Genomic DNA, 14,949 nt, shown 5'->3' with positions numbered 1-14,949 from the left:
TCGCAAGGGTCGGGGCCCTAGGGCAGGCTGGAGAGGTAAGCGGCCAATGCAGAGATCTCGCCATCACTCAGCTTGCCGGCAATATCATGCATGGCCGAGAGCGGCCGCACACTGGGGTCGTCACGGTAGGTTTGCAGCGTATTGACCAGATACTGGACCGGCTGGCTCGCCAGGCGAGGTTGCAGCCCCTGTCCGTACGCATCCGCACCATGGCAGGCCACGCAGGTCGCTTCGTAGGTTTTCTTACCCTTTGCCAACAGCGGCCCCGGGGCACTGCTCTCACGGGGCACCACCGCCTGGTGAGAGAAGAAGATGGCGATATCCACCCGCTCATCCTCACTGAGGGTTTTGGCGAGTTTGCTCATCACATAATCGTGACGTTTGCCGTTGCCGAACAGTTCGAACTGGGTCAGCAGGTACTCGGCCCGCTGGGAAGCCAGATTCGGAATATGGTCTCGCTTGCTATTACCATCTACCCCGTGGCAATGACCGCACAGCACCGAGCGCTGCTCCGCACGATAGAGGGCGCTCTCGTACAGCTTAGGGTCATTCTGAATCGCATTCAGTTTTGTCATCAACTGCTCGACCGTCTCGGCCTGAGCCAAAGAGGCCATCAACGACAGCAGCAAAACCATGTATCTCATCCGTAAATCCTCAATCGTGCGCACAAGGGGGACGCCCTTCAGGCGAAGAGTATCCCTAAAAGGCCGCTATGATATACCAGCCCTCCCCCACGGGTCACTGACGCGCTTAGCACATTTAAAGATCTGGCGCACAGAAGTTGACACCAGAGTGCGCCCATGGTCTCAATTCAAAAAAAATTATTACCCGGACAGTGACTCCAGTCCCTGCAGATAGCGTTCAGCATCCTCCAGTTCCTGCTCATTGAACACCCGCACCCCCTCCCTCATCAGCAGCGCAGCGGTCACCCCCTGCCCACTGACACGCACACCTGTAAAGCTGCCATCGTAACTTTCCCGGTTACCACAGGAGGGGCTCCGCGCCTTGAGCACCGCCATGCGCACCCCCTCGCGCCGGCACAGCGCCAACGCCGCTTCAGCCCCTCGAATAAAGGCGTCGCTCAGGTCGGCACCACTGCGGGTGATCACGCGTGTGTCTCCCGCCAGTACGCTCCCTCCCTGCCCCCCCTCAATCTCCGCCGGAGGTCGCGGTACCGCCAACCCTCCCGCCTGTTCGGGACACAGCGCCAGGGTGCGCCCTTCACCCTGCCAACGCAGGAGCAGATCGCCGGGCTCAAACCCCTCTCCATCATAACGAACTCGCTGCCCCAGCAGGCAAGCGCTCACCAACACCCGCTCCACACCACCTCCCTCCCCCCTCTCCGGATGACCCAGGTCAAGGATTGGCCAACTCCCACCTAACTCCCAGGCGACCGCTCTGGTCGGATGCATCCTGCGGCCTTACTATAGCCGCCCAATCAGATACCCCGTTTTAACCATGGATCTCACGCGTTACGTTACCACCTTCGGCCAAGCCATGCAGCGCAAGTACGGCGAGAAGGTGTACAAGCTCTCGGTCAACGCCGCCTTTAACTGCCCCAACCGTGATGGCAGCCGAGGCATAGGCGGCTGCGCCTTCTGTAACGTCAACTCCTTCAGCCCGCAAACCACCCGCTACGACAGTGTCCGCGAGCAGATTGAGCAGGGGCGCCGACGGATGAGTCAGATGACCGGGGCGCGTAAATTCATCGCCTACTTTCAAGCCTACAGTAACACCTATGGCGAGCTGGAGCGGCTCAAACAGCTCTATGACGAGGCACTGGCCTGCGACCAGGTCATCGGACTGGCGGTCGGCACCCGCCCCGACTGCGTCCCCGACCCGGTACTGGACCTGCTGGCCAGCTACCAACGCCAAGGCAAAGAGGTGTGGCTCGAGCTGGGGCTTCAGTCGGCACGGGATGACACCCTCGCCGCCGTTAACCGCGGGCACGGTTTCGCCGAATACCGCGACGCTGTCCAGCGCGTGCGAGCGCGCGGACTGCAGCTATGCACTCACCTGATCATCGGCCTCCCCGGCGAACGGGGCAGCGACGCCCTCGACAGCTTCGCAAGGGTGATTGAGCTCGGAGTTGACGCCATCAAGGTCCATCCACTGCATATCGTCAAGGGCACCCAACTTGCGCGCCAGTGGAAGCGGGGCGAGATAGAGGAGCTGTCGCTGGATGAGTATTGCGAAACGGTGGCCGAGATCATTCGCCGCGCCCCCCCCGGGCTGATCTTCCACCGCCTGCACGGTTCAGGGTCGCCCGATTACCTGCTGGCTCCCCAGTGGTGTCGCAGCAAGTGGGGAGTACTGGGCGAGATCCACCAGCGCCTGACGCAGAAACCGGGCGAGCATTACCTCTCGCAATAAAACCCATTTTGCTTATATCCCGCCAAAAGATTCCGCCTTAATTGCCTAACAATTTCTCGTCTAAACTTGGCTAAGGGTCCCCAGGGGACCGCCTTTTGTTTGCGAACGAGTACCGCTAATGAAGGACAGCTCCAGCTTTATGTTTGCCGATGAGTTTCCTGATCAACGGTCGGAGGCATCACACCCCATCCAGCCGTTGCCCGCATGGAAAATCCTGGTGGTCGATGATGAAGAGGAGGTGCACAGCGTAACCCGGTTGGTGCTCTCCGATTACCAGTTTGCAGGCCGCCGCCTTGAGATCCTCAGCACCTATTCGGCCGAGGAGGCCCGTCACACGCTCGAGCAGCACCCCGATATCGCGGTTGGCTTGATCGATGTGGTGATGGAGACCGACCACGCCGGCCTGGAGCTGGTAAAGGCCATTCGCCAAGAGTTGGGCAACAGCCGCATCCGACTGGTGCTGCGAACCGGGCAACCGGGCCAGGCCCCGGAGGAGACCGTCATCTCGGCCTATGACATCAATGATTACAAAGATAAGACGGAGCTTACCGCCACCAAGCTGCGCACTTTGATGTACTCCACCCTGCGCTCATTCCGTGACATCACCGCGCTGGAGTCCAGCCGCAGGGGGCTCGAGCAGGTCATTCTATCCTCTTCCCATATTTTCGAGATTACCTCGCTTCAGCGTTTCACCTCAGCGGTCCTCATGCAGCTCACCTCACTGCTGAATCTCAGCGAACATGCGGCTTACTTTAAAGTGGCCAGCGGCTTTGCTGTAACCCGGGAAGGCAACGGCTACCATGTACTGGCGGGGACCGGCAGTTACGAGCCACTGGTGGGGCAGCACAACTGCCATAACATGCTGGAGAAGCCCGTCTACGATGCACTGGAACAGGCCACCCGCGAGCGCTGCAACCAGTATTTCGATGAGCATATGGTCGCCTACTTTGAAACCCGTAGCGGTCAGGTGCACCTGCTGTGCATTTCAAATGTCGGCCAGCTCAATGAACTGGACCGCCAGCTGATCGAGATCTTTTGCACCAACGTTGCTATCGCTTTCGAAAACACCCACCTCAAGGATGAGCTGGAGCAAACCCAACAGGAAACGGTCTATATGCTTGGCGAAGCGGTCGAATCCCGCTCCAAGGAGACGGGCAATCACGTCAAGCGGGTCGCCGAAATCTCCTACCTACTGGCTCTCAAGGCTGGCCTCAGCGAGGAGGAGGCTACCATCATTAAATCAGCCTCCCCGCTGCATGACCTGGGCAAGATCGGCATCCCCGATGCCGTGCTCAACAAGCCGGCAAAGCACTCGGCCGAAGAGTGGGAGGTGATGCAACGGCACGTGGGTATTGGCTACGAGATGCTGCGCACCTCCAACCGTCCCATTCTGCAGATGGCGTCGATTATTGCGCATCAGCACCACGAACACTGGAACGGCCGCGGCTACCCGAACGGCTTACAAGGAGAGCAGATCCATATCGCCGGGCGTATTACCGCCGTCGCCGATGTGTTTGATGCCCTCGCCTGCGACCGCTGCTACAAAAAGGCCTGGGAGCTGGACGCCATTCTGGAACTGTTTCGCAGGGAGCGGGGAGCACAGTTTGACCCAAGGGTGGTTGACCTGCTGTTTGATAACCTCGACCAGGTCCTCCTGATCCGCGAGCGCTACCGGGATGCCTTTCGACCGCCCCCTGTTTCGGACAGTCGCCCCAGCGGCTCACCCTAGGCTCAGGTCCTGAGAAGGTCCCCTCCAGCCAAGGGTGCAGGAGGTCTCCCGGGTGGGGCGGTACTCGGCACCGACCCAGCCCTGATACCCCAAGCGATCGATTTCGGCAAACAATCCGGCAAGATCCAACTCACCGCTGCCGGGCTCACCTCGCCCGGGCGCATCGGCAAACTGTATGTGACCAATGCGATCCAGGTAGTGCCCCAGGTCTGCCGTCAGCGGCTGCTGCATCATTGCCATGTGGTAGAGGTCATACTGCATTTTTACATCGGGGCGGCCGACGGCCTCCAGCAATTGCGCCATCTGCCCGCTGTTATGGATCAGGAAGTCGGGCATATCAGTGGTATTGATCGCCTCCAGGCAGGTAGTAATCCCCAACGCTGAAAACCGCTCGGCAGCATAGGCCAGGTTCTCCCCCAGAGTGCTCAGGTAGAGATCCCGCTGCTGCGCACGGCGACAGCGCCCGGGGAGCACGTTGATCACCGCGGGGCGCAGCCACTGCGCATAAACCAGCGCCTGGTCGACCGCCTGCCGGAACGACGCCTGCCGCTCGGGCACCGCGGCCAGCCCCTCACCGCCCTGCATCAGGTCACCGGCCTCCACGTTGAACAGCACGCAGTCGACCCCGTGCAGATCCATTTGCCTGCGCCACTCGGCGGGCTCAATGCTGTATGGAAACTGGACCTCGAACGACTCAAAACCATCGGCTTTAGCCCTCGACACCCGCTCCTCAAGGGGAACCTCGGTGTAAAGCAGGCTGATATTGGCACAAAATTTGGGCATCGTTATTCGGCCTCACAGTAAAGCTGGATCAGGGTAGAGGGGTCCCGTTCGCCATTTCCCCTGGACGCATGCACACGCATCAGCTGGGCAGCGGCTGCACTCATGGGCACGGGGCTGTTCGCCTCCCGGGAGACCTGAAGCGCCGTATCCAGATCCTTCAGCAGCGTTCTGACATGCCAGGCAACAGGCTCAAAACAGTGAGTCGCCATCTGCGGACCCAATATCTGCAAAGGACGCGAGTCCGCGAAGCCGCCCGCCAGTGCCTGTGGAATCTTCTCGGCATCGACGCCACCGCGCTGGGCCAATGCGATCATCTCGGCGATGACCATCGCATTGCAGCCCACAATCATCTGGTTGCAAACCTTGGTCAACTGGCCGCTCCCCACCGGCCCCATACGGGTCAGCCGCTGGCCAACACACTCCAGTATCGGCCGCGCACGCTCGATAACCGCCTCCTCGCCTCCAGCCATGATCGCCAGCGAGCCCTGACGGGCACCCACAACCCCGCCCGACACCGGACAGTCAACCCATGCCACTCCGGCACTCGCCTTCAGGTCCGCCGCAAACTGGCGGGTTTTCCCCGGATCGATACTCGACAAATCCAGCAGTAGTTGGCTCGGCCTCCCCTGGGAGGAGATACCGCCAGAGCCGAACACGACACTCTCAACGGCGGCCGTGTCCCCCAGACAGAGCAGAAGGATATCCGCACTCTCGACCAACTCGGCAATCGACGCGCAGGGACGCGCGCCCCGCTGCGCCAGGGGTGCCATCTTTTCCACTGTCCGGTTCCAGATAAAGACCTCATAGCCGGCATCGAGAAAGCGCGGCACCATTTCTGCCCCCATAAGTCCGATACCTATAAATCCCAGTTTTTCCATGCTCACTGTTTCCTGTAAATCGCTGTCACCCGGCCTGCCCTCCGCAAAACGGAGGGCAGGCCTGACCCGGGTGGGTAAAGTGGTTGTTAGGAGGCAAATACCGGGTCGGAAAAATATTCCCGGAAGTAGCTCAGGGGCTGAGGCTTTTCGACGGCGTAGCCTTGTGCATAGTCAACACCTATCTCACGCAGGCAACGCAATACGTCATCACTTTCCGCATATTCAGCGATCACTTCCATGCCCATGAAATGGCCGACCTCTTTAATCGACCTCACCATGGCAAAATCCACCGGGCTTCGGGCAATCTCTTTGATAAATACCCCGTCGATCTTCAGGTAATCCACAGGGAGCTGCTTGAGGTAGGCGAAGGAGGAAAGCCCTGTCCCGAAGTCATCCAGTGAGAAACGGCAACCGAAACGCTTCAACTCCCTAATCAGGTCCGCGGTCTTGGCGATGTGGGTGATGGTGGAGGTTTCCGTGACCTCAAAACAGATTCGCTCGGGGGCAACGCCCTTGGCGGAAAACTGCTCGAGAATATAGTCCATCAACCGGTTGTCATTCAGGGAGTTACCCGACAGGTTGACCGAAAAACTGCCCATCAGCTCGGCTTGCAACGGGTGATCGGCAATCCACTGGAACAGGGTGCGGATGACCCAGCGATCCACGGCGGCCATCCGGTTGTGCTTCTCCGCCGCCCGAATGAAATCCTCCAGCGGAATATCGTCCCCCTCCGCATTCCGAACACTCAACAGCACTTCGTAATGGCCCGGCGCATTGGGGCTGGCGAGGTTTTGAATGCGCTGGCATCGCAACTCCAACAACTCCTCCTCCAACACGCGCTGAACCAGTGCCAGCATAGCCATCTCTTCACTCTGCCGTGAAAACTCTGCCCCGGGCTGGAAGGCAATCACCTGGTTACGCCCCCCCTCCTTGGCCTTCATGCAGGCGGCGCTGGCGTTGTGCAAAAGATCCGCCGCAGAGCTGGCAAAGGTGTTGATCTCCACCACCCCGATACTGACGGTTTGCGGGAGTCGTTTATCCCCCCAGCTGAATTCCATCGACTCTACGGCAGATCGCAGGGACTCTGCCGCCAGCAGCGCGGGTTCCAACCCCATGCCCTCAAACACCACCGCAAACTCATTGCCCCCGACCCGCCCACTCAACAGAATGGGGTGTTCAGCTTCACCCAGGGTCAGGGCGACCTCCTGAAGCAGCTGGTCGCCCGCTTCGGTGCCACAGTTATTGTTGACCACCTTGAACAGGTCGACATCGATATAGCAAAGAGCATGGCTTCGCTCCGCCTGATGGCCCGCGAACACCAGCCCCTGCAGCTGTTTTTCGAACGCCTTTCGACTCAACAATCCAGTCAGCTGGTCATGGCTGGTCTGATAGGCCATATCTCGATAGACGTTCTGGACAATATTGAATATACCCTGATCCAACAGGGAGTCCTCCGAACGGTGGTCGACCGGCTGCAATCCTTCGCTCATTGCCTGGGCCAGCTCATCAAGTTCGTACTCTACGGCCTTCAACCCCTGGCGGTTGACGAACACAAATGTCGAGAAACCGTCACCGATCCAGGCCAGTTTAATATCACCCGAGCGATCGGCACTATCAATCTGGCCCAACCAATCCCCGACCTGAAGACGCTTGGCCCTCAGTCTCCAGCGCGCACCGACTACACTCTCAGTCTCCTCGGAATGCTCTCGATCATCCCTGGGGGTGCTGACGACCGGCACTTCGATCCAGTCCTCCCGTGTCTGGGCCGAGGGGTCCAGGAGGAGAGCCTGCTGAAGTTGCTCGATCACCTGATCTCGCCTAAAGGGGTCAACCGCCGGAATCTCGAGATAGCGCTCAACCATCTCCAGCAGCGCCGCCGTCTCCAGCGACCGCTCCAGCTCAGCCCCCACCTCGCGCCGCTTGCACACGCCCAGCCACTCCAACAGCTGATCAAAGAGTTGCCAAAGCTCGTGCCAGGTTTCGCTGTTGACGGACTCTCGTACAAAGGTCAACACCATGGCGTCCCGCAGACCGATATCCAGCAACTCCATTACCACAGGGGGAACGCGTCGACCGCCGATGCGCAAGTCAATTTCGCAGCCCACCACCTGTTTCGCCTGCTTCAGCTTTTGCTGGCCATCGTAGCTGCGAACCAGTCGCTGGGTGTTGCGGTCGATCGCCTGCAACTGCCGACTTTCAAGTTTGTCCAGCTCCTGGCGCACTTCGTCATACACACCGGGGTCGCGGTCATACTCGGTGATAATTCGGTCGCAGTAGCCTTTGAGGGTTTTTTGCATACTTTCGACCGACCCACTGGGGGCCGCAGCCAGCCTGGCCATCTTGTTCAATACCTGCCTGGCCGGGTGCTGGGGATTATTAAAAAAACTTTGGTCCTGGACCAATACTTTTAACAGGGGGACCTGCTGCGCTTTGAGCCAGGGCTGAATGCGTTCGGGTATGTCATGGTGGTTCATCAGCACCTCGAACAGCGAATCGACAATATCGAGGCAATCCTTTTGTATGTCGCTAAACTCCCGCTGCTGAAGATCAGATGAACTCAGCGTCGATGCAAGCTGGTCCCTTAAGTCCTGCCCTGACGCCTGCGGTACGGCATCCCGCAGCTGACCCTGTAGTACCGTCAACGCAGCCATCAACTCCACCTGGGACCACTTAGCGCTCTTAGCCGACGCAGGCGCCACAGCAGAGAACTCATCACTGTTGGCGGCTCCTTTCGGGGCATGGGGCGCCACTGTCGCCGAGGCTCGCCGCCAGGCCAACAGGTTTTGTATGCTTTCCAGCGCGGCGAGGGACGCACTCCCGTCCTCGGCCCGACTCCGTTGCTGATGCGGTGCAGGGTCGGCCTCTGGTACCTGTTGGTGGGGGTGAGGGGATTCGGCTCTCGCCTCCTGTCGGCTTTGTGCCGCTCCCTGGCGGCGCTCTTTACGGCGCTTTTCGATGTCAGGTAGCACGCCTGCGGCCTTTAACTGCTCGTTGAATACCGCATAGAGCTCACCCAATCGAGGTAGTGCCGCCAGCTCAAAAATCTTGTACAGCTCTTTTTGCAAGCGCGAGGTAGTGGTGATCATTCCCACGGCCCCTTGCATGCAAGCGTAGAGATAATCTGGGCTGAAAGGGTTGCTGGAGGCCTCCAGATCACGTCCGGCCAGCACACTCAGTCGAGCCTGGAGCCACTCAACCTGTTGTCGATACTTGGCTTCCGCATTGCTCACCATGACGTTAATGGCCAGCCAGTCCTCAAACTCATCTTTGTCCACCACCGACAGGTCGTTCTCAGGGTGCTGCTGTGCCACCTCCTTGACCACCACAACCGGTTTGGCAAAGGCATCCCAGGCCTCCAACAGCTGGCGCATAATCTGCCGAGAGAACAGCTGGCGGCTTTTCTTCAGCTCGCCCATCAGGTCAAAGTACTGGCTTTGCTCGGTATTGTTGCTCGCCTGACCCGCTGATGTCAGTAGGCGGCTGGATGCAGACTCAAAGAAGTCATCCAGCACCGCTGAGAGGCTATGATCCACCGAGGGCCTTAAGCGCGCCACCAACTCACTGCGCACGGCCAGCGAAGGTTGGGGCGGTCGCCGGTAGGTTTCATGAGCCACCTGCTGAGTGTGGTTGCGAGCCATTTCGATCAGACTGGTGATATGCACCGACCCGGGCGCGGCCAACTCAACTCCCAGGGAGTCTTGCTCAATGCGCCGAACGAAGGTGCTGAAACGCAGTGGTACCTCCCCTTCAACTCCGGTTGGGTAGACCAGCACTTCGGCTTGAGCCCCTTCGACCATCGGGTTAAGCGGGTCCCGGGCAACTCTGGCCAAGCCCATAATCTGGGTCAGGTAGAATCCCCCTGAACACAGATCCGACACTCGGCAGCCGAGCGCCGAATGGCCCATCACCATCAACTGCGCACGGCAGTTAAAGGGTATACGTACCGATGTTCTGCGTTCGTCCCTCATCCTGGCCCATCGTTTCCTGTCGTGTGGGAGTACAGCTACTGGTTGGGTTGGCTCCCCAAGCTCACCTTATCATAGCGCTATTATACGAAAGCATGCCATATGCCGACTTTCGATATTCAGTATGCTGATTAGGATGCTAAAGGCGCCCTCCCCCTCCTTTTTAACAAACAGCTATAAAGTATTCTGAAATACAAAAGACTCTGTGCTAAAAATAGAAGCAGGGCACAGAATTAGAGACGGGATTATGGCCGACACACCACCATAGCCTCTTGCCGTGAGATTTACGCGCCAACCATCAGGGAAATGAAGGAAATCTAGGATATGTTGCGTCAGTGTTCGATCGCTGCCCTGTGCAGCACGCTGCTTCTGTCCAACCCGGTCCTGGCGATGGGGGTAGGGCAGATCACTGTCAAGTCGACTCTGGGTAGCGCTCTGTGGGCCGAGATTGAATTGACCACCGAGGAAAGCGTCGAACCCCGAGAGGTAATCGCCAAACTGGCAGGACGGGAAGCGTTCCAACGCATGGGCATTGCCCGTGATCAATTCCTGACCCAACTGAAATTCGAGCTACGCACAAATAACCGCGGACGCCCCTACCTGCTCGTTACCAGCAAGGATGCCGTGAAGGAGCCTTTCCTCAATTTTGTGCTGGACCTGCAGTGGTCCAGGGGGCAGTTACTGCGCGAATACGCCGTGCTACTCGATCCACCCGCCGAAACGCCCACGGCACCGGATGCCGCTGGCAGCAGTCGCCCCCAGGAGACTGAGTCAATAATTGCACCTGCGCCCCCCTCCACGGAGCACTACCAAACCCGCCCCGGCGACTCTCTCTGGATCATCGCCAGCCGGCTACGCCCCTCCGAGCAGGTCAGTGTGCGCCAAACCATGCAGGCATTGCACCAGATGAACCCAAAGGCGTTCATCAACGGCAACATCAACCTCCTTAAGACCAACCAGCGGTTAAAGGTTCCCACACAAAGCGACGTAATGGCTCTCAACCAGAACGAAGCACGCCGCTACATAGCCACCCAGATCAGCAAGGGCAATCAGGCAATAGCCGCTCTTGGGACCAACGCGGCTCCCGCTGTCGCCGCTTCCGAAACCAGGGCTAACGAGCCCCCGCCCCCAGCAACACCGCCACGCGAGCCCGCCCCCCTGCCCCCCGAATCAGGCAGTGATCGCTTGCGCCTGCTGTCCGCTGATGAAGAGCAGAGCCTGGCCACTCAAGATATCGCCCAGCTCAAGTCGACCTATAATGAGCTGATGGAGGAGAAAGCTGTTCTGCTCAGAACCATTTTGCAGCAGTACGAAGAGCTGGAAGCGCTCAAGGTGAAACAGCAATCGCTGGACCAGACCCTGGCCAACGAGCGATCATCGCTACCGGCAGTGGCCTCTTTGCAAGCCGCTGGCGACAGCCCCCAGCCGTCATCGTCTACCAATACAACGACCCGCCTCGAGGCCGACGCAAACCCAAACAGCAACCTGGTCAATATCCGTGTCGACCAGCCACCAACCGCGCTCAGCTCCCGGGAGGTGATTACCCATCCCGCCTTCCTTGCTGCAGCAGCCACCTCGCTTCTACTCTTTATAGCGCTGATCTGGCTGCTGATCAGGCGTGGCATCAATCAACGCAACGAGACCCTGACGGCCGACACCCTGATTACTCGTGAAAAAGAGACCAACGATACGGAGCTTGCCATGCCCTCCCGGGAGGAGCCGGATGAGCCCATAAAAAAACCTGTGTTTCGCACCCCCGAGCCAGACCCACTTCGAATCGAGGATGACCAGCTCCTCGAAGAGGAGGAGGACGAACTCGACGAGACCATACGCGCCGCCAATATCTATTTGGCATATGGGCGACTGCGTGAAGCCAAAGCCCTGATAAGGGATGCCCTTGCCCAGGACCCGGACCGCGAAGACCTCAAGCTGACCTTACTAGAACTGCATTGCAAAGAGGAGAACACTGAGGCGTTTGACCAGCTGGCCGCTGAACTGGATGGCAGCCCAAGCGAGGCCGTGCTGCAGCAGCTGCGTGAGCTCAGGCGCCTTATGAACAGGCCGCTCTCAAATGAGCTCTCCGAACCCGAGGAAGCCGTCCCCGACACTCTCGACGAGGTGCTTCTCACCGATGAGGAGCTGGGGCTCAACAGCGAAGAACTGGACTACTTCCCGCCCCAGGAGTCTCTTACCGGGCTTGACCTGGACCTGGACAGCGCATCGGAAGAGGAGTGGCACAAAATCCAGAGCAGCAAAGCGGCCGGGAAAGAAAGCAAGCAAAAGGACCCGAAGGGATAGCCCCCACTAGCGGCTTCCCCCGGCGTCCCCGGGTCGATCAGGGCGCCGAAATGTCGGACAGGCCACCATAGTTGGTGACCCGGGTGTATCCCATCGCCTCCAGTGTTTGCAATGCAATGCCCGCACGCCGGCCACTTTTGCAGTAAAGTGCAATCGGCTGGTCACGGTCGCTGGTCAGCGCCTCAATACGGCTCTCGATGACATCAAAGGGGATGTTCGTAGCCCCAGGATAATGGCCACCGGAAAACTCAGCCTGGGTGCGAACATCAATCACCAACTCATCCGGGGAGGGCCCTGCCGCCATGGCCGCTGAGCTGATCCCCAAAACCGCCATAAGTACGGCACCCAATCCTGCACGGACCTTTGTCATCATCTGGCTTACCTCGTTCCAATCAAATTAAAAGGCAGCATACTCGGGAAGCCTGCCGCACTCGTCTGTAACTCCACACACTAAACCCCTCAAGACGCCAAATCCACTGCCTCCTTCCCCCCATCCCACCACGACTTAACGCTCAGCATGCTGGCATCGTCGCTGATCAGGTTTTATACTTTGCGCCCACCATTTCTCCAACGCATCAGTTAAAAGGCGACATCATGAGTTTTAGCAAGGTCCCCTACGGAAAAGACGCTCCTAACGATATCTATGTAGCGATCGAGATCCCGGCCAACAGCAGTGCTCCAATCAAATACGAGATCGACAAGGACAGCAACGAGGTGTTCGTTGACCGCTTCATGGCAACCCCCATGTTCTACCCGGCCAACTATGGATATATCCCCAACACCCTGGCCGACGATGGCGACCCCCTGGACGTACTGGTGGTAACCCCCTACCCGGTAGCCGTGGGCTCAGTCATCCGCTGCCGTCCCGTCGGTGTACTGAACATGAGTGACGAGAGCGGTGAAGATGCCAAGCTGATCGCCGTTCCCCACGATAAGCTCACCACCCTTTACAAGGACATCAAGGAGTACACCGATCTTCCTGAGCTGCTCCTCAAGCAGATCCAGCACTTCTTCGAGAACTATAAGGATCTGGAAGAGGGCAAATGGGTCAAGGTTGACAACTGGGACAATGCAGACGCTGCGAAAAAAGCGATCATGGACTCCATAGCCGCTTACAAAGGCTAAGGTACCTGGCGCGGGCAGCGACCGCTGCCCGCCACCATTGTTCAATCCTCAGCGCACACATGGTCCGCAAAGCCAGCCCCGGCCTCCTCGTACATGTTAAACACCGATGAAACACCAACCGCCTGCAGCTCTTCGGCCTCATCATTGAAGCGCACAACCGCAGCAACGCGCCCCTGGTAGTCGCTCTTTCTGAGCTGGCTGGCTGTGAAAAGATTACTGTGGTGGTGTGGCATCGCCAGCATAACCAGCCTTAACCGGTCCCCGGTACGTAGCTTGTCCCAGAAATCACTGTCGGTCGCATCCCCCAACTCAACCCGGCGTCCTTCTTCCCGGTGCTGCTGAACCTTCAACGGGTCGTGCTCTATTCCAACCACAACATCACCAAAGCGAGCGCGGAGCGAATCGTAACAGCCTGCACCAATGCGCCCCATGCCGAACACCAGGGCTTCTGGGTTTCCTAGCTCAAGAGGCCGGTCACTGGGGTGCTGGCGTGCCCGCTGGAAGCGATTGAGGTACCGCCCCAGGTGTTGATAAATTAACAGCGCATGACTGTTGAGCGGTGATGAGAGGATAAAGCTGAAAGAGAGCGCCAACGCCATCACGATCAGCCACTGTTCGGAGATCAAGCCTGACTTCCAGCCAATGGCCGCGACAATCAGCCCAAACTCGCTATAGTTGGCCAGCGCGAAAGCACTCAGCATGCTGGTTCTTGCCCGCAGGCCAAAAAGGCTGCTAAGTGCAAAATAGAGTGCCACCTTAAGGGGCAGGACCAACACAACCAAGAGTGCTACCACCGATGTTTCCCAGGTGGGCAGTCCGGTGAGCCCAATGGTTAGAAAAAAAGCGACCAGGAAAAGCTCTTTAAGGTTAAAGAGCGCCTTTGCCATCTCCCCGGCCTTATCGTGGGAGGCGAGAAGCATACCGATCAGCAACGCGCCCAAATCCGGCTTTAGGCCAACCAGATAAAAGAGCTCAGCACCGAATATCAGCGCAAAGAACAGACCGCACAGAACCAGTACTTCACCGTGACCGACACGATCCAGTATGCGAAACATGAGCGGGCGGATCAGTGGCAATAACAAAATGGAGAGCGCCCAGGGCGATGGCCATTCCCCCTTTGAAGCGCTAATGAAGAGCACTGCAAAAAGATCCTGCATGATGAGAATACCGATCGCGATCTGCCCATAGAGGCTACGAACCTCACCCTTGTCCTCCAGCACCTTAACTGCAAAGACGGTACTGGAAAAACTGAGTGCAAAACCGATCAGGACAAGGGCGCGTCCATCAACACCCTGCAAAAGTGATAATCCGCTGTAGGCGGCCACCTTTAAGACCCCAATAAAGAGCAATACTGTTAGCCCCATATGAAGCGAGGCACTAAGCCAGATTTCGGGCTTCAGAAGCTGGCGTACATCGAGCTTTAACCCGATGGAAAAAAGCAGCAATGTGACTCCCAGGTCAGCGATATTCTGCAGCAGCTCTGTTGCTTCGACGCCACTAAAATTAAGGCCAAATCCAGCTAGCAAAAAGCCAACCAGTGGCGGCAACCCTAACTGACGGGCAGCCAAGCCGAACACGAAGGCAAAGAGTAGGATCATGGGGTCCAAGGGGCATACTCCATCGATGTGCAACGTGAACAGGTCTCAACACCAAAGAGTATACCCGGCAGCGTCAGCAAGGCATAAAAAAACCCCGACCTGTGCAGATCGGGGTTTTGTGTAAAAGCTTGACGATGACCTACTCTCACATGGGGAAACCCCACACTACCATCGGCGCTAAGAGGTTTCACTTCTGAGTT

General features: G+C 58.2%; 11 protein-coding genes and 1 rRNA gene. 4 read left to right on the top strand and 8 right to left on the bottom strand.

The window, feature by feature from the left end:
* Positions 1–17: 17 nt before the first annotated feature.
* Together D0544_RS00055 and D0544_RS00050 are read right to left on the bottom strand one after the other, a co-directional pair.
* Positions 18–644: a c-type cytochrome gene (locus D0544_RS00055; protein WP_125013632.1), complete on the bottom strand. Its 627-nt coding sequence runs from the start codon at positions 642–644 to the stop codon at positions 18–20.
* Between the two features lie 180 nt (positions 645–824).
* Positions 825–1,412, bottom strand: a complete 588-nt coding sequence (locus tag D0544_RS00050; RefSeq protein ID WP_125013630.1) for a 2-thiouracil desulfurase family protein — start codon at positions 1,410–1,412, stop codon at positions 825–827.
* A gap of 46 nt (positions 1,413–1,458) precedes the next feature.
* On the opposite strand from D0544_RS00050, the gene mnmL reads away from it, so the two are divergent.
* A complete protein-coding gene (mnmL, locus tag D0544_RS00045) occupies positions 1,459–2,373 on the top strand; it encodes a tRNA modification radical SAM protein MnmL/YtqA (protein WP_125013628.1) in 915 nt (304 codons plus the stop codon).
* Between the two features lie 118 nt (positions 2,374–2,491).
* Entirely contained in the window at positions 2,492–4,102 is a 1,611-nt protein-coding gene (locus tag D0544_RS00040) for a DUF3369 domain-containing protein (protein WP_207905730.1), read from the top strand.
* Here the strand turns inward: D0544_RS00040 and D0544_RS00035 are convergent.
* The 3 genes from D0544_RS00035 to D0544_RS00025 form a co-directional block, all read right to left on the bottom strand.
* Entirely contained in the window at positions 4,094–4,885 is a 792-nt protein-coding gene (locus D0544_RS00035; protein WP_125013626.1) for a hydroxypyruvate isomerase family protein, read from the bottom strand. The genes D0544_RS00040 and D0544_RS00035 overlap by 9 nt on opposite strands.
* 2 nt (positions 4,886–4,887) lie before the next feature.
* The gene (locus tag D0544_RS00030; protein WP_207905729.1) at positions 4,888–5,769 is read right to left on the bottom strand and encodes an NAD(P)-dependent oxidoreductase; all 882 of its coding nucleotides are present in this window, start codon (positions 5,767–5,769) and stop codon (positions 4,888–4,890) included.
* Positions 5,770–5,849: 80 nt separating this feature from the next.
* Positions 5,850–9,731, bottom strand: a complete 3,882-nt coding sequence (locus D0544_RS00025; RefSeq protein ID WP_125013623.1) for a DUF1631 family protein — start codon at positions 9,729–9,731, stop codon at positions 5,850–5,852.
* A gap of 321 nt (positions 9,732–10,052) precedes the next feature.
* On the opposite strand from D0544_RS00025, the gene D0544_RS00020 reads away from it, so the two are divergent.
* Positions 10,053–12,026 carry a type IV pilus assembly protein FimV gene (locus D0544_RS00020; protein WP_125013621.1) on the top strand — a complete coding sequence of 658 codons (1,974 nt, stop codon included), beginning with the start codon at positions 10,053–10,055 and terminating at the stop codon, positions 12,024–12,026.
* Positions 12,027–12,063: 37 nt separating this feature from the next.
* On the opposite strand, the gene D0544_RS00015 is transcribed toward D0544_RS00020, so the two are convergent.
* A complete protein-coding gene (locus D0544_RS00015) occupies positions 12,064–12,399 on the bottom strand; it encodes a rhodanese-like domain-containing protein (protein ID WP_207905728.1) in 336 nt (111 codons plus the stop codon).
* A 221-nt stretch (positions 12,400–12,620) separates the two neighbouring features.
* Between D0544_RS00015 and ppa the strand changes: the two genes are divergently transcribed.
* On the top strand, positions 12,621–13,151 hold the full coding sequence (gene ppa / locus D0544_RS00010) for an inorganic diphosphatase (protein WP_125013619.1): 531 nt from the start codon (positions 12,621–12,623) through the stop codon (positions 13,149–13,151).
* Positions 13,152–13,192: 41 nt separating this feature from the next.
* Here the strand turns inward: ppa and D0544_RS00005 are convergent, their stop codons facing one another.
* Both D0544_RS00005 and rrf read right to left on the bottom strand, forming a co-directional pair.
* On the bottom strand, positions 13,193–14,749 hold the full coding sequence (locus D0544_RS00005) for a cation:proton antiporter family protein (RefSeq protein WP_125015811.1): 1,557 nt from the start codon (positions 14,747–14,749) through the stop codon (positions 13,193–13,195).
* A 126-nt stretch (positions 14,750–14,875) separates the two neighbouring features.
* A 5S ribosomal RNA gene (rrf, locus tag D0544_RS17470) occupies positions 14,876–14,949 on the bottom strand; the annotation flags it as partial.

Source organism: Aestuariirhabdus litorea (assembly GCF_003864255.1).
GTDB lineage: Bacteria > Pseudomonadota > Gammaproteobacteria > Pseudomonadales > Aestuariirhabdaceae > Aestuariirhabdus > Aestuariirhabdus litorea.
Note: the sequence above shows the minus strand (reverse complement) of the source record. Positions and strands in the feature narration are given on the sequence as shown.